This is a genomic window from Methylobacterium goesingense, assembly GCF_022179225.1.
Taxonomy (GTDB): Bacteria; Pseudomonadota; Alphaproteobacteria; order Rhizobiales; family Beijerinckiaceae; genus Methylobacterium; species Methylobacterium goesingense.
This window is the reverse complement of the sequence record NZ_BPQL01000027.1, coordinates 38,515-58,304: the sequence shown is the minus strand read 5'-3', so window position 1 is coordinate 58,304 and position 19,790 is coordinate 38,515. Positions and strand designations below refer to the sequence as shown.

Sequence of the window (19,790 nt, the reverse complement as noted above, 5' to 3'; positions counted from 1 at the left end):
GGGGCTCAGGCCGTTCCTGGCGCGGAGCCGGGCGTTCCTGGCGGGGTTCCGGACGCTCCTGACGCGGCTCCGGCCGCTCCGGGCGGGGCTCGGGGCGCTCGCGGCCACCACCACCGCCGCCGCGAGGTCCTTCACCACCTCCGCGCGGGCCTTCACCGCCGCCGCGAGGGCCTTCGCCACCGCGCGGGCCCTCGCCCGGTCCCCCCTGCGCGAGCACGATCGTACCCCCCGCGCCTGCATCCGGGCGGGCCGATGTGGGGCCGGACAGGACGAGGCCGGGCAGGATCGTGCCGGTTAGGAGGAGGAGGCGGATGCTCCGCATGGAAGGTCACTCACGGTCGTTGATGAGGCCTTCGGAACAGAATGCGGGCATAATGGTTCCCGTTTCCGCCGTTTCGTGTCCGGCGGCCGGGGGCGCCGTCACGGAGTCCCCCCGTCCTGGAGTCCCTTGTCACGGGGTCCCTTGGCGAGGCCCGGTCGAGAACAGGTTCGGCGCGATGATCCGCACGGGCTGCCGTTCCTCCGGGCCGGCGGCGGCCGGCTCCGGCGCGGGGATCGCGTCCGAGGCGATTGCGCCACTGCGCGAGGCCGCGTCGGCGGCGATTCCGGCGGCGGTCTTGTCCGCGCGGCCCACGAGGGTGAGGCGCACCTTGGGCGGACGCGACAGGGCCTCGGCCTGCATCGGCGTCACGAAGATGTCGCCCTTGTGCCGGACCAGCATGCTCTCGGCCTTGACCAGCGACTGCGCCCAGGTTTGGCCCTCGCGCTTGCAGGAGCAGTTCGGGGTGAAGCTCGTGCGAAACTTGAAGGCGTTCGGCAGGGCCGTGTAGGCGCGGCTGCCCTTCAGGGTGGCAGCGTGCTTCAGGGCCTCGTCGCCGAAGGGCATCGAATAGGCCGCGGCCTCGGTGCCGGGGCAGAGAGCCTGACAGAGTTCGTCGGCGCCCTCGCGGCCATCGGGCAGATTCGTCATCGGGAAGTAGGCGCCGTCGCAGCTGCGTACGCAGATCACCTGCGCGCCGCCCCGCGCCCGCCGCTCGCCGGGAGCGCCGTCCGCGGCCTGGATAACGCTGCGGCTCGCCGGATCGGTGCAGGCGGCGGCGATCGCCTCCGTCAGCTGCCGGCGGCGCGCGGCCGTGACCTCGCCGTTCTCGGCCCCGTAGCCCGCGTTGAGCGCGCGAATGCGCTGCTCCACGGCGCCGCATTGCGGGGGCCGCGAATCGAAGAACAGAAACCGCCCGCCCTCGCAGTTCAGGGTACGGTAATAGGCATTGAGGCGCCCGATCTCGTTCTGCAGGGCCCGCGCGGTGCTGGCGCCGTCGCTGAGGCCGGCGAGCTCGGAGCGGTAGCGCAGGCAGGCGGAGGTCTGCGCCTCGGCGGCGCCCAGCATCGCCAGCGCGGCGAGGGGGCCTGCGAGGGAGCCGGCAAGCACCCGGACGAGCGTGCGGATCGGAACGGGGATCAGCGGCATGGCCTGATTGCGCGGGGTGGGAACGGGACGGACGGGGCGCACCGCGCGGCGAACCGTGAGCGGCGCGGCGAAGCGGGTCAACAGAAGTTTATTAGCGGCCCTCGCGCGGCGGCGACACCCTTCCCACATGCGCCCCGGACAAACGCGAGGGGAATGATACGATGATGTGGCTTCGGGGTCTCACAGCCGGCGCGCTGGCTCTGGGAATGGGATTCGCCGCACCGGCGGCGCGGGCGGACGACGCGGACCGCATCTTCGACAAGTCGACGGTCTGGCGCCCGCTGACGCCCAACGACAAGCTGGTGGTCTACGGTATTGACGACCCGTCCGTGGCGGGGGTCGCCTGCTGGTACACGCAGCCCGAGAAGGGCGGCATCAAGGGCACCCTCGGCCTCGCCGAGGACGTTTCCGACATCTCGCTGGCCTGCCGCCAGGTCGGCCCCGTGCAGTTCAAGGGCAAGTTCAAGCAGGGCGAAGTGGTGTTCAGCGAGCGCCGCTCGCTGATCTTCAAGTCCATGCAGATCGTGCGCGGCTGCGACGCGAAGCGTAACACGCTGATCTACATGGTCTATTCGGACAAGGTGATCCAGGGCTCGCCCAAGAACTCCACCTCGGCCGTGCCCCTGATGCCCTGGGGCACCGAGCCGCCGCCGCGCTGCGATGCCTTCATGGAGAAGTAGTCGACTCGGGGATCCGGGCCGTCCCTCGGACGGCTCGGAACCGGTCAATCCTGGCAGGTGATCCGGATCGGGCGCTCGGCGGGCTTGACCACCGGGGGCGCGGGAATCGCACCGGTATACTCGTCCTGGGCTGCGACGCCGAAGGAGCCGGCCGAAGCGAAGCCCTGCGCCTCGCACCAGGCGTTGGCCACCACCTGGCCGCAGGCGCTCTCGCCGTTGGTGAGGCAGTCGCCGACGCCGTAGCCCTCGCTCGAAGGGATGAGGAACGTCTTCTCGATCGCGGCGGGCGCCTTGGCGGGGCTCTCGCCGTCGCCGGCCGCGAAGGCCGGAGCAAGGGAAACCTGGGCGGTCAGGGCGAGGGCGAGGAGAGCGCCGAAATTGGCGGTCGCGCGGCGCATGGGCAGAACCTTGCTGATGACGGGGGCATGGGTGGCGAAAATCTCGGAGGGTCGGGTTAACAAACCCTTTCGCCCGAGGATCGTTTTCGAGGAAAGCCGGTCCGGCGTCGTTCTCGAATTGCTCATGGTTTTGGAGTAGCCCAGGAACCACCGCCGGGCCGTCGCCTCCGCGCAACAGGGTGCGGGGCGGAACGCGGCGGCGATGTGGCGGACGGTTCGGTGCACCGCCGCGAAAGCCGCGCGAAACCAAGGCGCTGCGGTGATCCAGGAACGCGCGGGCAGGCGGATGCCCGCGTCGGTTGAGGGAAGTTTGATGGCCCCGATGTTGCGGCTCTACAACACACTGACCCGCGAGAAGGCCGCTTTCGCGCCCATCGATCCGACCCATGTGCGGATGTATGCCTGCGGTCCGACGGTCTACGACGCGGCCCATATCGGCAACGCCCGGCCGATCATCGTCTTCGACCTCCTGTTCCGCCTGCTGCGCCACCTCTACGGCGAGGCCCACGTCACCTATGCGCGCAACGTCACCGACGTGGACGACAAGATCAACGCGCGCGCGGCCGAGCGCGGGATCACCATCCGTGAACTCACCGACGGAACGCTCGAGGCCTTTCACGCCGACATCCGCGCGCTCGGCGTGCTGATGCCCGGGGACGTGAACGTGGCGGGCGAGCGCCCGCGCTTCGTCGAGCCCCGCGCCACCGACCATATCGGCGAGATGCACACGATCATCGACGGGCTGGTGGCGGCCGGCCACGCCTACGTGGCGGCCGGGCACGTGCTGTTCGACGTCCCCTCGATGCCCGATTACGGCGCTCTCTCGAAGCGGCCGCTGGACGAGATGGAGGCCGGCGCCCGCGTCGAGGTCGCGCCCTACAAGCGCTCGCCCCTCGACTTCGTGCTCTGGAAGCCCTCCAAGCCCGGCGAGCCCGCTTGGCCCTCGCCCTGCGGCATCGCCGAGCCGGGGCGCCCGGGCTGGCACATCGAGTGCTCGGCGATGTCCTGGAAGCATCTCGGTGAGCGCTTCGACATCCATGCCGGCGGCATCGACCTCATCTTTCCCCACCACGAGAACGAGGTGGCGCAGTCGCGTTGCTGCTTCGGGACCGACGTGATGGCCAATGTCTGGCTGCACAACGGCTTCCTCCAGGTGGAGGGGGAGAAGATGTCGAAGTCGCTCGGCAACTTCATCACCATTCGGGACGTGCTGAAGGACTGGCCGGGCGAGGTCGCGCGGCTCGCCATGCTCAAGACCCATTACCGGCAGCCTATCGACTGGACCCTGCGCGGCCTCGAGGAGGCCGCCCGGATGATCGAGCGCTGGTACGGGCTCGTGGGCGACACGCCCCCCGCGCCGACGCTCCCCGAGACCGTGCTGGAGCCGCTGCTCGACGACCTCAACACGGCCGCGGCGCTGGCCGAACTCCACCGGCTGGACGATCCGGCGGCCCTGAAGGCGGGGGCGAACCTGCTCGGCCTCCTCGGCCAGACCCGCTCGGCCCGCGAGCAGGGCTCGATCCAGGCGGCCGGCATCGACGTCGCCCGCGTGGAAGCCCTGATCGAGGCCCGCCGCGCGGCCCGCGCCGCCAAGGACTGGGCCGCCTCCGACCGGGTCCGCGACGAACTCCTGGCGATGGGCATCGCCGTGAAGGACGGTAAGGCAGGCACGACCTGGAGCGTGGTGTCCTGAGACGCGTCGCGGGCTTGAGCGAGGAGACCCCATGACGGCGTCGAGCGAAGAGGACGTGGCGGGGCTGACGCGGATCGGGCGCATCGTCGCCGACACGCTGGAGGCGATGGGCCGCGCCATCGAGCCCGGCATGACCACGCGGGAGCTCGACGGGATCGGCCGTGCCCTCCTGGAATCCGCCGGCGCCCGGCCGGCCCCGGAGCTGGCCTACGGCTTTCCCGGCGCGACCTGCATCAGCGTCAACGAGGAGATCGCGCACGGCATCCCGGGCGAGCGTCGGATCGGCCCGGGCGACCTCGTCAACATCGACGTCTCCGCCGAGAAGGACGGCTATTTCTCCGACACGGGCGCGTCCTTCGCGGTGCCGCCGGTGACGCGGGCGGTCGAACGGCTCTGCAAGGACGGGCGCCGGGCGCTCTGGGCGGGCCTGCGCGCGGTCGGCACCGGCCGGTCGCTCGCGGGTATCGGCCAGGCGGTGGGCAGCTTCGCCCGCAAGAACGGCTACACGCTGGTGCGCAACCTCGCCAGCCACGGAGTCGGCCTGTCGCTGCACGAGGAGCCGACCGCCATCGCGACCTGGCCCGACGCCTCCGAGCGCCGGATCATGACGGAGGGGCTGGTCTTCACCGTCGAGCCGTTCCTGTCCCTGGGGGCCGACTTCGCCGAGGACGGCGACGATCCCTGGACCCTCTACAGCCGGCCCAGGGCCCTCACGGTGCAGTACGAGCACACCGTGATCGCCACGCGCAACGGCCCGCTGGTCCTCACCATGCCGCGGGCCTAAGCAGGTTTCGCAAAAGTGGTCGCCGGTTTTGCGACTAAAACCTGCGCCCTATCAAAGAGCCAAAACAGGGTGAAGCGTTGTCTTGCCAAGGCGAACCTGCTTAGGGCGCGTTCCGACAAAGCGGAAGCCATCTCGTCGCGAACAGGCACGGCAAAACGAGGACCGTCAGTTCAGCCATGTTCCGACGAACGACAGGGACGCCGTGTAGAGGGGCGCACCCAGCGTGTCCCTGACGACGACGGTGTAATTGCGATGGTCCCCGTCGCGGGGGACCTCGTCGGCGGCGATGGCCGGCAGCGCGCGCTTGGCTTCGACGGTCGCGGCGGCCGCACTGGCACAGTCGACGCCCTGGGCGTCACGTTGGACTTCGGCGCCGTCGTGAATGTCGAAAAAATAGCGCGGCACAGTGTTCTCCACACATAGAAGGCGGGAGCACATCCGTCTCTCAAGCGCGGAATGCCGAAAACACGGCCGCGACGCTCTGCATATAGAGCATTTTCGCGACACGCGCCCCCTTTTTATTTGTCGCACCGTGACACGCAATTACGGGTGTGCTTGCGAACCATGCTCCGCAACGCACGGTGTCTCCGATGGATAGCGACGGGCCGGGCGCGGTGATGCGGAAGGGGAGCGCCGTCGCCCTGGGACAAGTCCGCGTCGATGCCCGGGACGGGGCGCCGCCCCGGAGCCGTCGAGCCATCTTCCTGATGTTCTAATGGACCGGAGTTCGCGGAGCGCATGCGCGCGGTCAACCGGCCCACCTGAACGGGGTCGCGTTCGACTTCTCCCGCCCGGGCGAGCCGAACGGCAAACGCTCACATCGCGTCGTTCGACGGTCGCCTGCGTGCGGATGCCTGAACGCCTCGTGGTTCCTGTCGCTGCCGATGCCCACGAGCGCATCGAGGACCGGAGGCGCCACTAGAACGATGATCGGCCCCACATGGCCCTGGGCGGTTCGACGCCCCGAGCCTTCGTCAACCAAGCTGTCATAGACCGCGACCTTGCATAGGCCGCAGAGCACAAACGAGCTCAACGCCAATTTAACACCCTGCTGATTTATAACTTTTAGCACCCGCATCGGATCAGGCTAATTACAGCCCGAAAACGATCGCTTTTGATAAAAATTCAGATCAATACTGCATCGAACTATGAGCACTGCAAGTCCGGATGTCGTCTACGATGAGCGGCCGTACCATAGGCGTCTAAAATTCGACTGTCCAAACACTTGATATATGATACATGCCAAGACAATCGGATCAGAAGAAGACGGGCGAGAAGCCCCTCATAAGGGAGAGAAGCGATGAGTGAGACGCGGGACCTTCCCCTCCATCGGCGCGGCTTCCTCGCGGGGGCCGCCGTCACGAGTCTCGGTGTGGCGCAGGCGCGGGCCGAGACCCAGCCAGTGGCGCAGGGCGCGGCATCTTCCCCTGCCCCTGCCCCGGCCGGGAATCCTCTTCCGGGCTACGTCTCTTGGAAGGACGCCGAGGCCCTGATCGTCCACTCAAATCAGACCATCGAGACGCGCCGCGCCGCCTTCGGCACGGGCTTGATCACTGACGAGTCCGTTCTCTACGTCCGAAACAACGTGAGCCCGCCCCCAGAATCGATCGTCGCCGACCGCGATGCGTGGGCGGTTGAGATCAAGGGCGTGACGCGCCCCGGAACGATCACGGTCGGCGCGTTGAAGCGACTCGGCCTCGTCACGGTGGCGACCGTGCTGCAATGCTCCGGCAACGGACGCAAGTACTTCCAGGACACGTTGGAGCCTGGCCAGAAGATGAGCGGCACGGCCTGGACGGTCGGCGCGGCGGGTTGCGTGCTCTGGACGGGCGTCCCCCTTCGGACCGTGATCGAGGCGATGGGCGGCCCCGTCGCCGACGCCAAGTTCATCACCGGCACGGGCGGCGAGGAGATTCCCCAAGGCCTCAAGCCGAAGGACATCATGGTCGAGCGTTCCGTGCCGCTTGCGACCCTCGATACGGTGATCCTCGCCTGGGCGCTCAATGGCAAGCCGATCTCGCTCGCACATGGCGGCCCGCTCCGCATGATCGTACCGGGCTACTCGGGCGTGAACAACATCAAGTACGTGAAGACGGTGGCACTCACGGCCACGGAGACCGACGCCAAGATCCAGGCCGCGAGCTACCGAATTCACAAGCTCGGCGAGAAGGCGGCACCGAACCAGCCCCCGGTCTGGGAGCAGCCAGTACGCTCTTGGATCACCGCGCCGCTGAAGGACGGAAGGGCCGGGCCGATGGTGATCGCGGGCGTCGCCTTCGGCGGGGTCAACGCTGTCGCGGGCGTCGAGGTCTCCGCCGATGGAGGAGCGACCTGGCACAAGGCCGACTTCGTCGGGCCGGACCTGGGTCGCTTCGCCTGGCGGCTCTTCGCCCTACCGATCGAATTGCCCGAGGGGACGCACGTCCTCGTCAGCCGCGCCCGCGACACCGCCGGGAATATCCAGCCCGAGGACGTCCCGGTCAACGGCGGCGGCTACAGCCACAACGGTTGGCGCGGCCCGGCCGTGACACTGAACCTAGCTTGACGGTGAGGATCATGCGCTTGCCTGTGGCCGGACTTGCCTTGGTCCTCTTCTCGTGCCCTGCTGGCGCCGCGCCAGATGTCGCGGTGGGCCGCCAAATTTTCCTCGAACGGGCCGAGCCGCGCTGCGGCGTCTGCCATACGCTGGCCGATGCGGGTACGACCGGGGAGGTCGGGCCGAACCTCGACCTGCTGAAGCCCGAGGCCGAGCGGGTTAAGGCCGCCGTCAGCAACGGCATCGGCGTGATGCCGGCGTTCGAGGACCTCTCGCCCGAAGACATCGAGTCGCTTGCCGCCTATGTGGCGGGCGCGGCGGGTCGCAAATAGGGGCGCGGACACATTTCGAGCCTGCCCTACCCTGCCAAGCTCTCTAATCTGCCCAGTCTCGTGAGTTGCGATAAAGCTCACCCGTCGTGCCGTGCGGGAGACGTCTACTTTTAAGCGGCGACCGAGACTCGAGCTGCGTCGTGGTTGGGTGCAGGCTGTGTGAAAACGTGCTGATCTGGTGAGGCGCGCAGATCGAGGCGAGCATCGGTCTTTATCGCGCGGCGCCGGACCGGGCCGACCGTGGGCCGAGCGACATCGCCGAGGCGCGCGCGACGCGGCTCGAGGAGAAGATCGCGGGTTTGCGCGAGCAGAGGCAGGTTCTCCAGGCGAGCACGGCCTCGATGGGGAGCGAACCTTGGCCTTGCTTCCGGAACCTTGCTCCCGGAAGCAGAGACCTCCCACATTCGGCCCAGATTTGTCGGAGCAAGCCATCCTTGCGGTTTGTGCAAGCCATCCTTGCGGTCTGTGAAAGCGGTCGTTCGCTTTTGGGCGGCTCACCGAACCACAGGGAGAATACAGTAGACCGACAGCCCTGATCGATGCAGAATTCCTGCGTGCGGGGGTGCGCGGCGCGTTTCCGGTGCTGGTCTGATTTTTGCGAACTTCGGCAGCGGACGTCCTCGACAGCGTCTCGATCGTTCTGACCTGTCTACAAAGTGACCAATGACGATCCAAGCGCAGGCGGACCCCATCGATAATTCCTTCGGGCCGCCGGCAACCCTCGATAATGCGTATCGCCGCATCACCCTGCGGCTCCTGCCGTTCTTGATGGTCCTGTGGATCCTGTCATGGATCGACCGCGTCAATATCGGCTTCGCCAAACTGCAAATGCTGAGCGATCTCAAGTTCAGCGAGACCGTCTACGGCATCGGTGCGGGGATTTTCTTTCTCGGCTATTTCATTTGCGAAGTTCCGAGCAATCTGCTGCTCGAATATATCGGCGCCCGTAAGACCATCGCGCGGATCACCTTCCTGTGGGGGATCTGCTGCGTGGCGATGATGTTCGTCACGACGCCCGCGTTCTTCTACGTGCTGCGTTTCTTTCTCGGGGTCTTCGAGGCCGGGTTCTATCCCGGCGTGATCCTGTTCCTCACCTATTGGTACCCCACCGAGCGGCGCGCCAAGGTGTTCGGCCTGTTCATGTCGGCGTCCGCCCTGGCGGGCGTCATCGGCGGCCCGCTGGCGGGCGCCATTCTCAACGGCATGAACGGCGTCAACGGCTGGGCCGGCTGGCAGTGGGTCTTCCTGCTGGAGGGCATCCCGTCGATCCTCGCGGGCGTCGTCACGTTGTTCTACCTGACCGATCGCCCAGCCAAGGCCAGCTGGCTCACGCCCGCGGAGAAGGCCCTGGTCGAGGCGGACCTCGCCCGCGACGCGGCGGCCCTGGGGCCCCGCGAGCACGGGATCCTGGCGTCCCTGAAGGACGCGCGCGTCTGGCAGTGCATCGCCATCTTCTTCTGCATCATCACCGCCAATTCAGCCCTCACCTTCTTCGGGCCGAGCGTGGTGCGGGAGGCCGGCTACACCGATCCGCTCACGGTCGGGTGGATCATGTCGGCGGCCTATCTCTGCGGCGGCGCGGGCATGATCCTCAACGGCCGTCATTCCGATCGCACCGGGGAGGCACGGCTGCATTGCGGCATCCCGGCCTCGATCGGCGCGCTGGCCATCGCGGCCGTCGGCGTCCTGATCCCGTCGAGTCCGGTCCTCGCCATGCTGGCCCTCACCGTAGCGATCGTCGGCACGATGAGCGCGATCCCGGTGTTCTGGCAGATTCCGGGCCGGTTCCTCGCCGGCTCGGCGGCGGCGGCCGGCATCGCGTTGATCAACTCGGTTGCCAACCTCGCGGGCTTCGGAGCGCCGTCCGCGATGGGCTACCTGCGCGAGCACACCGGCTCGGCCTCCACCGGCCTCTACTTGGTGGCGGCCTTCGAGGCGGCCACGCTTCTGCTGATCCTCCGCTTCATTCCCCCAGCCACGCCGGCGCTGAAGCACCGGGCCGAGGCGCGCGCGGCCCACGAACAGGCCTGAGGCGGACCACGCACGAGACGCTATCGGCCAAGATACCGGGCCAAAACACCGGGACAAGATACCGAGCCAAAACACCGGAACGTTGCAGGAGTTAGCTTTGGATCGACATGCCTTGACACGCCGCAGCCTCGTCGGCGCCGGCCTCGGCGGCGCCGTGATGGCCGGCACGGCGCCGGGTGCCCTCGCGCAGACGAGCCCGGCACCTGGTGCCCCGCCCAAGCCCGGGACGCTCACCACTGCGCCGTCCTCGCAGATGGGCCTGTCTCCGCGCCTGACGATGCATGCCATCGACAACTTCCACGGCACGCCCGGCGCTGGCATGGTCTGCGATCTCTCGATCCGGGAGGGCGACACCTATCGGCTGATCAAGACGGTGACGACCGCGCCGACCGGCCGGACCGCGGAACCGCTGCTGGTCGACGACGCCTTCAAGGCCGGCCGCTACGAGTTGCTGATGCATTTCGAGGCCTATTTTCGCGCGCTCGACGTCAAGCTCCCGAGCCCGAACTTCCTCGGTCTCGTGCCAGTGCGCTTCGTCATCCGCGACGTCGGCCAGCGGCATCACCTGCCGATCCTGTTCTCCCCCTGGGGCTATTCCTACTATCGCGGCAGCTAGCGCACCGGCTGCACGGCTCTCGTCAAACCGATCATCGCAACAAGGAGGCCGAAGATGGCCGGGATCAGCACCCACGTCCTCGACACGGATCGGGGAAGGCCCGCGGCGGGCGTGAAGATCGAACTCTCGGTCAGGGAGGGCGACACCTGGCGCATGGTGAAAACGATGATCACCAACGCCGACGGCCGCACCGACGGGCCGGTCGTCGCCGCCGCAGACGCGCGGGTCGGCGAGTACCAGTTGGAGTTTCACACCGACGCCTACTTCAAGGGGCTTCCCGATGCCGGCGGGGAGGAGCCATTCGTGGACAACGCCGTCGTCCGCTTCTCGATCTTCGACGTGAAGCAGCACTACCACGTGCCCCTGCTGTGCACGCCCGGCAGCTGCACGACCTATCGCGGCAGCTGAAGAGGACGCCGATGCCGGACATCACCGCCGTCAATGCCCTCGATCGCGACGGCTTCGTCGCCCTCCTCGGGCAAACCTTCGAGCATGCACCATGGGTGGCGGAGCGTGCTTTCGGCGCCAGCCCGTTCACGGATGTCGCCGACCTGCACGCGGCGATGATGCGCGTGGTGCGGGATGCGGCGCAAGCGGAGCGGCTGGCCTTCCTCAACGGACACCCCGAGCTCGCGGGCCCTGAGGCGCGGGCGCGCAGCATGACGGCGGATTCGGTGAGCGAGCAGGGCAGCGCCGGGCTCGACCGGCTGAGCGCGGCCGATCTCGATCGGTTCGACCGGCTGAACGCCGCCTACCGGACGAAGTTCGGTTTCCCATTCATCGTCGCGGTGCGCGGCCGCAGCCGGGACGAGATCCTGGCGCTGTTCGAGCAGCGACTGAGCCGTGATGCGGCGACCGAGGCGGAAGCGACGCTCGCCGAAATCGCGGCGATCACGCGGATGCGCCTCGATCGGATCGTCCTCGAAATCGGCCCTTGAGAGACCGGCGCAAAGGCACCGGACACGTCGTCCGCTTCCGCTCTTCCCTGCTCGGACATGGACAGTTCGGACATGGACAGTCGCCAAATCACCCATTCCGGTCGGAGATCCCCGGCGATCGGACTTCCTGGACGCGGAGCTTCGGCCCTACAGCACGGCCTTCAGCTTGTCGGCCATGGCCTGGTCCTTGTCGCGGCGCGACGAGAAAGCCATCGTGAAGAAGACGCGCTGGACGCCGAGCTCGCTGAGGCGGGCCTCGCAGGCTTCCACCAGGGCGCAGATCTCGCTCAGCTCGCCCTCGATGTTGGTCCCGTTGGCGTGCATCTCCGCCGTCAGGGGACTGGCATCGAGGATCGCCTTGATCTCCCGCACGTAGGGCGAGACCGAGGGGCCGACGCCCATCGGAACGATGCACAGATCCGCGACGACCTTCATGACGCTGCTCCCGATGTCCACCTGAGGCCTGCCAGAGGTGGCAGGTTCGGCTCCGTGTCAACCGTCGTCCGCGGCCGGCGGATCGCCAAGCACAAGCGAAGTCGATCGCCGATCAGGACCGGCGTCGGAAGCTCGCCCCGCCGCACGAAGAGTGAGCACGTCTTTTCGGGGATTTTCGACGACCATCCGTCGCGACGCCAATGCAGAGACAGGAATAATTTATCACTCGCCTATGATATTTATATACTAAGTCGATTATCCGGCACAGAAGACTGTCGTTTCAAGGTCGACGATGCAGCCTTTCTCGTGCTGCACTGGTAGAGATCCGACGAAGCGTCAGGTCGGCGCGCGAGCATCAGGACAGACCCATGGCGATCACGGACGCCTCGACGAATGCGACCGGACAACAGGACGACGAGGTTGGTGGAACGCTCGGCGGCGGCGGCCGGATATCCGCCGACGGCCGCTACGTCGTCTTCGAGTGGGCCTCCGGCGACCTCACGGACGGCGACACGAGTGGTCGGCAGGACATCTTCCTCCAGGATTTGAGCACGGGCGCGATCACCTGCGTCAGCACGGCCGCCGACGGGACGCAGGCCGACGGCACCAGCAGCGGCGCCACGATCTCGGCGGACGGCCGATACGTCGCGTTCCTGAGCGATGCCGGCAACCTCGTGCCGGGCGGCCGGGCGGGACAGACCGACGTCTACGTCAAGGATCTGAGCACCCAGGCCATCGTCCGGGTCAACACCGCTCCCGACGGAGTCACGCCCGGCAACGATTCCGCCCTCAACGCCGTCATTTCGGCGGACGGTAGCCACATCGTCTTCTCCAGCGCCGCCACCAATCTCGTCGCCGACGACGCGAACGGCCGGGAGGACGTCTTCGTCAGGAACCTCGGCACCGGCACCCTCGCGCGCGTCAGCACGGATGCCGGCGAGGCGGAGGCCACCGACACCAGCGGCGGCTCCGACCTCATCGACAATGCCGCGATCGCGGCCGACGGCCCCTTCGTCACCATCTCGGACAGCGCCGCCAACCTCGTGGCGGGCGACACGACCGGGACGCCCGAGGTCTTCGCGGCCGACACGGCCTGCTACGTCGTCGGCACCCGCATCCGGACGGTGCGGAGCGACATCGCCGTCGAGGATCTGGTGGTGGGCGACATCGCCGTCACCGCCTCGGGGGAGCCCCGTCCCATCCGCTGGCTCGGCCAGCGCACGATCCCGTGCCAGGGCCGGGTCGATTGCCTGCCCGTACGCATCGCCGCCCATGCCTTCGGGCCGGACAGGCCCGTGCGCGACCTGCGCGTCTCGCCCAGTCACGCCCTCCGCTTCGACCTCGTCGGCGAATTGCTCATCCCCGCCGGCAGCCTCGTCAACGGCACCACCCTGACCCAGGACCCGGTCGAGCGCGTCACCTACTGGCGCGTCGAACTTGAGGATCACGACATCCTGCTGGCCGAGAACCTACCCGCCGAGAGCGGCTTCGAGGTCGGCAACCGCGCCTCCTGCCGGCCCCGCCACGTGGACGGCCCCCTGGTCGACTTCGTGCGCCGCCGTCTTCGGGAACGCGCCGAGGCCGCCGGCTGGGCCCTGATCGAGGCCAGACCGGGCGACCTCCACCTCGTGGCCGACGGCGTGACGATCCGGCCCGACATGGACGGCCTCACCGCCCGTTTCGTCCTGCCGGCCGGCGCGGGGGATGCGTGCCTGGTCTCACCCACCGGCGTGCCGGTCCATGTCGATGCCGCGTCGACCGACCGTCGCCGCCTGGGCCTGGTGCTCACCGGGCTCGCGGTGCTGGACCCCCTCGGCGGCGCCAGGGACATCGCCCTGGACGATGCCCGCCTGGACGCGGGCTTCCACCCGGTCGAGGGCGAGGGCGCCGTGATCTGGCGCTGGACCGATGGCGCGGCCCTGCTCCCGGCCAGCCTGTGGGCGGACTGCCCGGAACCGGTCCACCTGCAGGTGACCTTGGCCGGGACCGGGGTGCCGCGCTGGGTCGGCCCGGACGCGGCGCCTGCGCCCGAGCCGGCGGACCTCCGGCACTGCGCCTGACCGGAACCGGTACGGCCGGCCAGGACCCGCCGCGGCGCCGGTTGCCAAACCGCCCCATGCGCCGCAACCATCGCGGTCCGCACGGGGCGCGTGCGCCGACCGGAGATCCTTCATGCGCAGACGCACCCTCGTCCTCGGCGCCGCACTGGCGGCGCTGGCGCGTCCGGCCCGGGCGCAGGTCGACCCGGGTACGCGGCTCGTCCTGGCCACGGCGACGCCGGGCGGCTCGTTCCCGGCCTTCGGGCAGGCCCTCGCCGAGGCGGTGCGGGAGGCCGATCCCGGGCTGGAGCTCACCCTGAGGCCGAGCAAGGGCTCGCAGGAGAACCTCGTGCTGCTGCGGGCCGGCAGCGTCGACCTCGCCCTGGTGCAGGGGGAGTACGCCTACGATGCCCTGGGCGCGCGAGCGTCAGCAGCGGACAGGGGCGCGCAAAATGGCTCCGAGACGGGCCTCAGCGTCGTGGCGCCCGTGAGCACCTCGCCGGGCCTCTTCGTGGTGCGGGCCGACAGTCCGATCCGCGCCGTCGCGGATCTGCGCGGCCGGCGCGTCGCCCTCGGCACGCACGCGTCCGGCCTCACGGTCATGGGCCGGAGTGTCCTGCGCGGGTCCGGGATCGACCCAGACGGCGCGATCACCCCGATCCTGCTGGACCGGGCGGGCGACGGGGCCGCCATGGTGTTGGACGGGCGGGCCGACGCCCTCTGGGGCGCGGGCACCGGCTGGCCGGGCTTCCGGGTCCTCGCCGACGCGCCGGGGGGCGCGCGCTTCTTCGGGCCGGCGCCCGAGGCGATCGAGCCCATCCTGGCGTTGCACCCGTCGCTCCGGCGGGTGAGCGTGCCGGCCGGCGCCCTCAGGGGACAGGAGACGCCGGTGGAGACGGTGGGCTCGTGGAGCTTCGTGCTGGCGCGGGCCGGCATCGAGGCCGGTGCGGTCGCGCGCCTCGTGCGGGCGATGGACCGCGGCAACGCGGCCCTGGCGCGCGCCTATCCGGCGGGCGGGGATGCCGCGCCGCGCAACCTCGTCGCGGCAGTGCCGGCGGCGTGGCTCCACCCCGAGAGCGCCGCCTACCTCCGGGAGACCGGCGCCCTGCGGTGAGGCGCGACCGTCAGAAGCGCTCGGCCACGAGGGCCTCGGCGGCGGGCGCAGGCTCGGTGGCCCCGGCGGCATCGCGCAGGAGACCGACCACGTCCGACGCCTCGGCGGTCACGAGGTAGCTCAGGTCGAGCCCCGCGCGGATGAACCCCTGCGCCCGCATGTGGTCGAGGAGCGTCAGCAGGGGCGTCCAGAAATCCGCCACCGAGAGCAACAGGATCGGCTTGTTGTGCTGGCCGAGCTGCGCCCAGGTCAGCTGCTCCACCAGCTCCTCCAGGGTGCCGATGCCACCCGGCAGGGCCACGAAGGCGTCGGAGCGCTCGAACATCAGCCGCTTGCGGGTGTGCATGTCCTCCACGACGATCGTCTCCTGGATCTCGTCGAGCATCCGCTCGCGCGATTTCAGGAAGTCGGGGATGATGCCGGTGACGTGGCCGCCGTTCTCGATGACCGCGCGGGCCACGGTGCCCATCAGCCCGACATTGCCGCCGCCGTAGACGAGGCCGATCCCGGCCTCCGCCAGGGCCTTGCCGAGGGTCACGGCCGCCGCCGTGAAGGCCGGGTCGCCGCCGAAGCCCGAGCCGCAATAGACGCAAACGGTCCTCAACGGCGCCATGACGGACCTCCCCTGCGGGAAGCGACCAGGGCGCGCGTGCTGTCCACGCGCCAAAGTGCTGATTTTACGGGAGATCCGGCCTTGGGGGGGCGGGCTCGATTTGGTGTTCCGGTCATGTTCGTTAATATGTCGCCATCAATCGCCGGTTTGTCGACGGGCCTGATCCCCGCACGGCGGAATTCGGCCGCCGCGCCGGCGGAATTCGGCCGCCGCGCCGGTGGACGAAGGAGTGGAGTGTCATGAGGGCGGAGTTGCGACGGAGCATCTTTCTCGCCTGCGTGGGGCTTTTGGCGGGCTTCGCCCTCGTGGTCACCCTCTACGGCGCGGGCACGATGTTCAAGCAGGGTCTTGCCGGACGCGGCGCGCCCGAGGACCAGGCCGTTCCCCTGGCCGCGCCGCTCGGCGACGGGGCCGCGGGGCCCGGGTCGGCCGCGCCGTCTCCCGTTCCGGCCCCGATTCCCGCCCCCGCGCCTGCCCCCTCCGGGGAGGGAGGCACGTCCCAGCCGGGAAAGCCCCGGGCGGCCCTGGAGGGGCAGCCGGGACCGGATCGAGGCCCGGCCTCGCCGCAGGGCGAGGCGCCGAGCTTCGACATCATCCGGATCGAGCCCAGTGGCGAGGCCGTGATCGCGGGCCGGGCGCCGCCCAACACCACCGTCGAACTGTTGCGCGACAACGGGCCGATTGCCCGTGCGCTGGTCGACCCGTCCGGCCAATTCGCCATCGTGCCGCCCGCCCTGCCCCCCGGCACCAGTGAGATCACCCTGCGGGTGACCGGAGCCGACGGCCGGGCGCGCGTCTCGCGCGACAGCGTGTCGGTGGTGGTCGCCGCGAACCGCACCGCCAAGCCCCTCATCGCCCTGACCTCCCCCGACAAGCCCACCATCGTGCTCTCCCAGCCCGATCCCGTGGCCGCCCCACCCGCGCAGGCCGGGACAGGGCAGGCCGCGACGGCGAAGCCCGGGAGCGAGAAACCGGGCGCCGGCATGGCCGGGACAGGCAAGACGCCGGGCAAAGCGCCGGGCAGCACGGCCGGAACGACGCCCGATGCCGACCGGCTCGCAACGAACGTGCCCGGAGCGGCCGGAGGGAAGCCCGAGGCGGACAAGTCCGCGCCGGTCAAGATCGTCAGCGTCGAGGCGGAAGAGGGCGGCCGGCTCTATGTGACGAGCCAAGCCCGGCCCGGCGCCACGGTGCGGCTCTATCTCAACGACACCCTGGTGGCCCCCGGCAGCGCGGGCGCCGACGGCCGCGTCAGCTTCACCATCGGGCGAGGCGTGCGTCCGGGCGATTACCGGATCCGGGTCGACCAGGTCGATCCCGTCACCGGCACGGTGAAGACCCGCTCCGAGGTCGCCTTCGCGGTACCGGCGAGTGTGGCGCGGCCGGACGCCGCGACGGGCGCGACCCCGCCGCCCGCCCAGGCTCAGGCCAATGCTCAGGCCCAGGCTCGGATCAGGGACCGGGCCGAGCATCAGGCTCAGGCCCAGGCGCCCGAGGGCCGCCCCGCCTCGCCGGCCGGCGTGCCCGCGCGGACGGAGCCCCCTGCTCCACCGGCCGGGGCGCCCGGCGCCCTCGCGGCGATAGCGCCGCCGATTCCGGCGGTGCCGCCGATTCCAGCGCGGCCCCCAAACCCGGCAGCGCCAACTAACCCGGCGGTGTCGCCGAATCAGGCGGTGCCACCGAACCGTGCATCACATCCGGCCGAGCCCCCCTCCATCGGAGGTCCGGCGGCGGGCGCGGCGCGGCCGGCGCCCGAGGCGGGCCCATCGACCGGAACCCCGACGGTCTACGTGCCGGAGATCGGTACCGCGCGAATCGTCCGGGGTGACAGCCTCTGGCAGATCAGCCGGCGCATCTACGGCAAGGGCACCCGCTACACGGTGATCTTCGACGCCAACCAGCCCCAGATCCGCAATCCCGACCTGATCTATCCGGGCCAGATCTTCGTCCTGCCGAGCGACGGCACGGCGGTGGGAACCCAGGACGACACGCGCGGCTGAAGGCGGCGAACACGGCCTCCGCGCGGAAGGAGGCCGTTGGGCGGGCGAAGGCATGCGAGGAGGTGGTTGCGGCCAAGCCGGTCTTGAGCATGCGAACCGCGATGGCGGACACCACCACGACCTTCATCGCCGTTGTCGTTCTCTTTCGAGAATCGGCGAGCAGGAAGATTCTCCCGCCCGCGCCTGGATCGGGTCGCGGTGCGGAAGTCCTTCCAGCGCAGCATCCCGAAGGTCGTCATGAGGACGGCACAAGACCCGACGCAACGTTGGTCGGGCGTTGCTTCGCGCGCGACCGGTCGGTGACAGTCGCGGCACCCGGTCTCACCGTTCCTTCAGGAGACGAGGGTGAAACGGTGCCCATTGTGGTTCATCCGCGACGACGAGGTCCGGCGTTCGCCGGAGCCCGACGGACAGGCAGTGCCGACGCAGGGATCGACCGCGCGGACCCGCCAAGGGTGAGCGGGAGGTTACAGAACCAAAAGCTAGTTTATCTCGCTCGTCCGCCACCCACCGATGTTTGAAATGAACCGAAAAATTTCATTTCTGACGAAACATCGTGCAAAAATGACCGCTTGGAGCGGGAAGAAGAAATGTTCTTTAAACATCAATAGATAACATAGGATGGTAAATCCATAAGAAAGAAAATCATGAAGCTAGCAAAGGAAAGCAGTCAGATTTGGCTCATGGCCTTTCTGGCATATTTTTCGGCTGCCGCTCTCACGATTCATCTTTCAAGCAACGGGAAAGATATAGCCACCATTTGGCCAGCGAATGCCATTCTTGTTGCCCTTCTGTTGGCCGATATCCGCCCCCGCTGGGCAACCGTCCTCACAGCAGGGTTCACAGGAGGCGTCGCAGCCAATCTTGTCATGCGGGGGACGCTACTCGGACCCATTGCCTACGGGTTGGCCAATGCAGTCGAGATATGGATCGCCACATCCTGTCTACGGAGAGAAAAGGGCTATGATGGCATTCTACAATCCACGCCTGCCGTCGCTCGGTTCATCGTTTTCGCAGGACTCTTGGCTCCCGCATGCAGTGGTTTGTTGGGTGGTACCACCGCGTTCTACGTGTATGGGGAGCCATTCCTAAAATCGTTCACGACTTGGCTTGCCAGTGATGGACTCGGCCTCGTCGTCTTCACGCCGTTTTTCCACGCCGCATTTCGCGGCGACTTCATTATGTGCTTTCGACGGAAGTCATGGCTGCAGAGAGCCGAAAGCCTCGCTCTACTCATATTTGTCGGAGCAACGGCGCATTGGATTTTCTATGTTTCGCCATACCCTACAGTATTTGTGATATTTTTGCCGCTGATGCTGATCACTTTCAGAGTGGGCCGCCTCGGGGCAGAGGCGGCGGTGATGCTGATCGCCATCATTGGTGGTATTGCGACAATGCATGGGTATGGACCCATCGCGCGGGCATTTCCGGGCCCCGCGATGCAGGCTCAGGCCTTTCAGGCGTTCCTTGCCGTGACGCTCCTGATATGTCTGCCGGTCGCCGCTGAAGTCAGTGCCAGGTCCCGCCTTACAGCGGCTCTCGCTGCGCATGGTCAACGGATGACGCTCAGCGCAATCACCGATCCTCTTACGGGAGCCTTGAACCGAGGAGGCTTCGAAGCAGAAATACATAAGTTCGCGTCACATTACAATAATATTCCTTTCAGCTTGATTGCAATAGACCTTGATCATTTCAAGCAGATCAACGATCGCTGGGGTCATCACGCGGGCGATCAGGCGCTCAAGCATCTCAATTCCATCATTGCCAGCCATGTCCGCGCATTGGACCTCATCGGTCGCATTGGCGGTGATGAATTTATGATCTTGCTGCCAAACAGTAACCTCGAACTTGCCAAGACCGTCAGCGAGCGCATTCGCAATGCCGTTCGGACATCCCCCCTCGAGATCGACGACGACGTCGTAACCATGATCACTTTGAGTATGGGGATTGCCGCGTCGAGACCGGGCGAAACTTACCAGGCAATAGCCCGCAGAGCGGATCGAGCGCTCTACGACGCGAAAGAGGCAGGCCGCAACACGGTTAGGTGGGCCGCCTGATCCGATCTCGGATACTCGAACGCCCCTCAGGGACATCCAGAACCGCGGTGTGTTTC

At 68.1% G+C, this 19,790-nt stretch carries 19 protein-coding genes and 2 pseudogenes; 16 read left to right on the top strand and 5 right to left on the bottom strand.

Annotated elements, in window-relative coordinates; all coding sequences use genetic code 11:
* Positions 1–298, top strand: a 298-nt coding sequence (locus MFF30_RS25930; protein WP_283205870.1) for a hypothetical protein, incomplete at its 5' end; no start/stop codon positions are given.
* Positions 299–451: 153 nt separating this feature from the next.
* On the opposite strand, the gene MFF30_RS06650 is transcribed toward MFF30_RS25930, so the two are convergent.
* Positions 452–1,468, bottom strand: a complete 1,017-nt coding sequence (locus MFF30_RS06650) for a DUF2865 domain-containing protein (protein ID WP_238278040.1) — start codon at positions 1,466–1,468, stop codon at positions 452–454.
* Between the two features lie 161 nt (positions 1,469–1,629).
* Between MFF30_RS06650 and MFF30_RS06645 the strand changes: the two genes are divergently transcribed.
* A complete protein-coding gene (locus tag MFF30_RS06645; RefSeq protein ID WP_373320858.1) occupies positions 1,630–2,148 on the top strand; it encodes a CreA family protein in 519 nt (172 codons plus the stop codon).
* A gap of 44 nt (positions 2,149–2,192) precedes the next feature.
* Here the strand turns inward: MFF30_RS06645 and MFF30_RS06640 are convergent, their stop codons facing one another.
* The gene (locus MFF30_RS06640) at positions 2,193–2,546 is read right to left on the bottom strand and encodes a hypothetical protein (RefSeq protein WP_238278030.1); all 354 of its coding nucleotides are present in this window, start codon (positions 2,544–2,546) and stop codon (positions 2,193–2,195) included.
* Between the two features lie 313 nt (positions 2,547–2,859).
* Between MFF30_RS06640 and cysS the strand changes: the two genes are divergently transcribed.
* Both cysS and map read left to right on the top strand, forming a co-directional pair.
* Entirely contained in the window at positions 2,860–4,239 is a 1,380-nt protein-coding gene (cysS, locus tag MFF30_RS06635) for a cysteine--tRNA ligase (protein ID WP_238278028.1), read from the top strand.
* Between the two features lie 31 nt (positions 4,240–4,270).
* Positions 4,271–5,023: a type I methionyl aminopeptidase gene (gene map, locus MFF30_RS06630; RefSeq protein ID WP_238278026.1), complete on the top strand. Its 753-nt coding sequence runs from the start codon at positions 4,271–4,273 to the stop codon at positions 5,021–5,023.
* A 165-nt stretch (positions 5,024–5,188) separates the two neighbouring features.
* Here map and MFF30_RS06625 read toward each other — a convergent pair whose 3' ends face one another.
* Entirely contained in the window at positions 5,189–5,428 is a 240-nt protein-coding gene (locus tag MFF30_RS06625) for a DUF6894 family protein (RefSeq protein WP_238278024.1), read from the bottom strand.
* A gap of 309 nt (positions 5,429–5,737) precedes the next feature.
* Between MFF30_RS06625 and MFF30_RS06620 the strand changes: the two are divergent.
* From MFF30_RS06620 to uraD, 8 genes and pseudogenes are all read left to right on the top strand, one after another.
* Positions 5,738–6,032 (top strand): annotated as a pseudogene (locus MFF30_RS06620) (integrase core domain-containing protein); the annotation flags it as partial.
* A 291-nt stretch (positions 6,033–6,323) separates the two neighbouring features.
* Positions 6,324–7,568: a SorT family sulfite dehydrogenase catalytic subunit gene (gene sorT / locus MFF30_RS06615; RefSeq protein ID WP_238278022.1), complete on the top strand. Its 1,245-nt coding sequence runs from the start codon at positions 6,324–6,326 to the stop codon at positions 7,566–7,568.
* A gap of 38 nt (positions 7,569–7,606) precedes the next feature.
* Complete coding sequence (gene sorU / locus MFF30_RS06610; protein ID WP_238278020.1) at positions 7,607–7,891, top strand: SorU family sulfite dehydrogenase c-type cytochrome subunit; 285 nt, start codon at positions 7,607–7,609, stop codon at positions 7,889–7,891.
* Between the two features lie 185 nt (positions 7,892–8,076).
* Positions 8,077–8,247 (top strand): annotated as a pseudogene (locus MFF30_RS06605) (IS5/IS1182 family transposase); the annotation flags it as partial.
* 307 nt (positions 8,248–8,554) lie between these two features.
* A complete protein-coding gene (locus MFF30_RS06600; RefSeq protein WP_238278018.1) occupies positions 8,555–9,922 on the top strand; it encodes an MFS transporter in 1,368 nt (455 codons plus the stop codon).
* 112 nt (positions 9,923–10,034) lie between these two features.
* Positions 10,035–10,538: a hydroxyisourate hydrolase gene (locus MFF30_RS06595; protein ID WP_238278016.1), complete on the top strand. Its 504-nt coding sequence runs from the start codon at positions 10,035–10,037 to the stop codon at positions 10,536–10,538.
* 54 nt (positions 10,539–10,592) lie between these two features.
* Complete coding sequence (gene uraH / locus MFF30_RS06590; RefSeq protein ID WP_238278014.1) at positions 10,593–10,946, top strand: hydroxyisourate hydrolase; 354 nt, start codon at positions 10,593–10,595, stop codon at positions 10,944–10,946.
* 11 nt (positions 10,947–10,957) lie between these two features.
* Positions 10,958–11,476: a 2-oxo-4-hydroxy-4-carboxy-5-ureidoimidazoline decarboxylase gene (gene uraD, locus MFF30_RS06585; RefSeq protein ID WP_238278012.1), complete on the top strand. Its 519-nt coding sequence runs from the start codon at positions 10,958–10,960 to the stop codon at positions 11,474–11,476.
* Between the two features lie 147 nt (positions 11,477–11,623).
* On the opposite strand, the gene MFF30_RS06580 is transcribed toward uraD, so the two are convergent.
* Entirely contained in the window at positions 11,624–11,911 is a 288-nt protein-coding gene (locus MFF30_RS06580; RefSeq protein WP_238278010.1) for an MTH1187 family thiamine-binding protein, read from the bottom strand.
* A gap of 368 nt (positions 11,912–12,279) precedes the next feature.
* Here MFF30_RS06580 and MFF30_RS06575 point away from each other — a divergent pair, with 368 nt between their 5' ends.
* Positions 12,280–13,971, top strand: coding sequence for a Hint domain-containing protein (locus tag MFF30_RS06575; protein WP_238278008.1), 1,692 nt, complete (start codon positions 12,280–12,282; stop codon positions 13,969–13,971).
* 112 nt (positions 13,972–14,083) lie between these two features.
* Entirely contained in the window at positions 14,084–15,064 is a 981-nt protein-coding gene (locus tag MFF30_RS06570) for a TAXI family TRAP transporter solute-binding subunit (protein WP_238278006.1), read from the top strand.
* A gap of 10 nt (positions 15,065–15,074) precedes the next feature.
* On the opposite strand, the gene MFF30_RS06565 is transcribed toward MFF30_RS06570, so the two are convergent.
* Positions 15,075–15,677 carry an LOG family protein gene (locus tag MFF30_RS06565; protein ID WP_238278004.1) on the bottom strand — a complete coding sequence of 201 codons (603 nt, stop codon included), beginning with the start codon at positions 15,675–15,677 and terminating at the stop codon, positions 15,075–15,077.
* Between the two features lie 239 nt (positions 15,678–15,916).
* Between MFF30_RS06565 and MFF30_RS06560 the strand changes: the two genes are divergently transcribed.
* Together MFF30_RS06560 and MFF30_RS06555 are read left to right on the top strand one after the other, a co-directional pair.
* Positions 15,917–17,677 (top strand): LysM peptidoglycan-binding domain-containing protein, encoded by a 1,761-nt coding sequence (locus tag MFF30_RS06560; protein ID WP_238278002.1) that lies wholly within the window; start codon positions 15,917–15,919, stop codon positions 17,675–17,677.
* Positions 17,678–18,324: 647 nt separating this feature from the next.
* Entirely contained in the window at positions 18,325–19,734 is a 1,410-nt protein-coding gene (locus MFF30_RS06555) for a GGDEF domain-containing protein (RefSeq protein WP_238278000.1), read from the top strand.
* Positions 19,735–19,790 lie beyond the last annotated feature (56 nt).

Coding starts and splice junctions, on each gene's coding strand:
- MFF30_RS06650 (WP_238278040.1), bottom strand. CDS start 1,468: ATGCCGCTGATCCCCGTTCCGATCCGCACGCTCGTCCGGGTGCTTGCC.
- MFF30_RS06645 (WP_373320858.1), top strand. CDS start 1,630: ATGATGTGGCTTCGGGGTCTCACAGCCGGCGCGCTGGCTCTGGGAATG.
- MFF30_RS06640 (WP_238278030.1), bottom strand. CDS start 2,546: ATGCGCCGCGCGACCGCCAATTTCGGCGCTCTCCTCGCCCTCGCCCTG.
- cysS (WP_238278028.1), top strand. CDS start 2,860: ATGGCCCCGATGTTGCGGCTCTACAACACACTGACCCGCGAGAAGGCC.
- map (WP_238278026.1), top strand. CDS start 4,271: ATGACGGCGTCGAGCGAAGAGGACGTGGCGGGGCTGACGCGGATCGGG.
- sorT (WP_238278022.1), top strand. CDS start 6,324: ATGAGTGAGACGCGGGACCTTCCCCTCCATCGGCGCGGCTTCCTCGCG.
- MFF30_RS06600 (WP_238278018.1), top strand. CDS start 8,555: ATGACGATCCAAGCGCAGGCGGACCCCATCGATAATTCCTTCGGGCCG.
- uraH (WP_238278014.1), top strand. CDS start 10,593: ATGGCCGGGATCAGCACCCACGTCCTCGACACGGATCGGGGAAGGCCC.
- uraD (WP_238278012.1), top strand. CDS start 10,958: ATGCCGGACATCACCGCCGTCAATGCCCTCGATCGCGACGGCTTCGTC.
- MFF30_RS06580 (WP_238278010.1), bottom strand. CDS start 11,911: ATGAAGGTCGTCGCGGATCTGTGCATCGTTCCGATGGGCGTCGGCCCC.
- MFF30_RS06575 (WP_238278008.1), top strand. CDS start 12,280: ATGGCGATCACGGACGCCTCGACGAATGCGACCGGACAACAGGACGAC.
- MFF30_RS06570 (WP_238278006.1), top strand. CDS start 14,084: ATGCGCAGACGCACCCTCGTCCTCGGCGCCGCACTGGCGGCGCTGGCG.
- MFF30_RS06565 (WP_238278004.1), bottom strand. CDS start 15,677: ATGGCGCCGTTGAGGACCGTTTGCGTCTATTGCGGCTCGGGCTTCGGC.
- MFF30_RS06560 (WP_238278002.1), top strand. CDS start 15,917: ATGAGGGCGGAGTTGCGACGGAGCATCTTTCTCGCCTGCGTGGGGCTT.
- MFF30_RS06555 (WP_238278000.1), top strand. CDS start 18,325: ATGAAGCTAGCAAAGGAAAGCAGTCAGATTTGGCTCATGGCCTTTCTG.